Genomic DNA, 271 nt, shown 5'->3' with positions numbered 1-271 from the left:
AAATATCCCATAAAATCGGAAATCGAAAGTTTTGGGGGTATCAAGACAAGCATATGAACATGGTCTGGCATCATGTGTCCCTCAATGATTTCCACGCCTTTGTATCGACATAGATGACGGAAAATATCAATTAAGTCCTGCCTTATTTTGTAGTAAATGGATTTTCTACGGTACTTAGGCGTGAAAACTATGTGATATTTGCACATCCATTTGGTATGTGATAAACTGTAACTGGTTTTAGCCATTTCTTTTTCCTCCTTTATCTAACCTG

Annotated in this window: 1 protein-coding gene; it reads right to left on the bottom strand. The window is 36.9% G+C overall.

Going from position 1 to position 271, the window contains the following annotated elements:
- A partial coding sequence (gene tnpA, locus C1E58_RS11925; RefSeq protein ID WP_153055845.1) for an IS200/IS605 family transposase occupies window positions 1-245 on the bottom strand: 245 nt, incomplete at its 3' end.
- Window positions 246-271 lie beyond the last annotated feature (26 nt).

It is taken from the genome of Streptococcus suis (assembly GCF_002964575.1).
Lineage (GTDB): Bacteria > Bacillota > Bacilli > Lactobacillales > Streptococcaceae > Streptococcus > Streptococcus suis_R.
The sequence above is the reverse complement of the archived record's forward strand: the minus strand, read 5'-3'. Positions and strand labels throughout refer to the sequence as shown.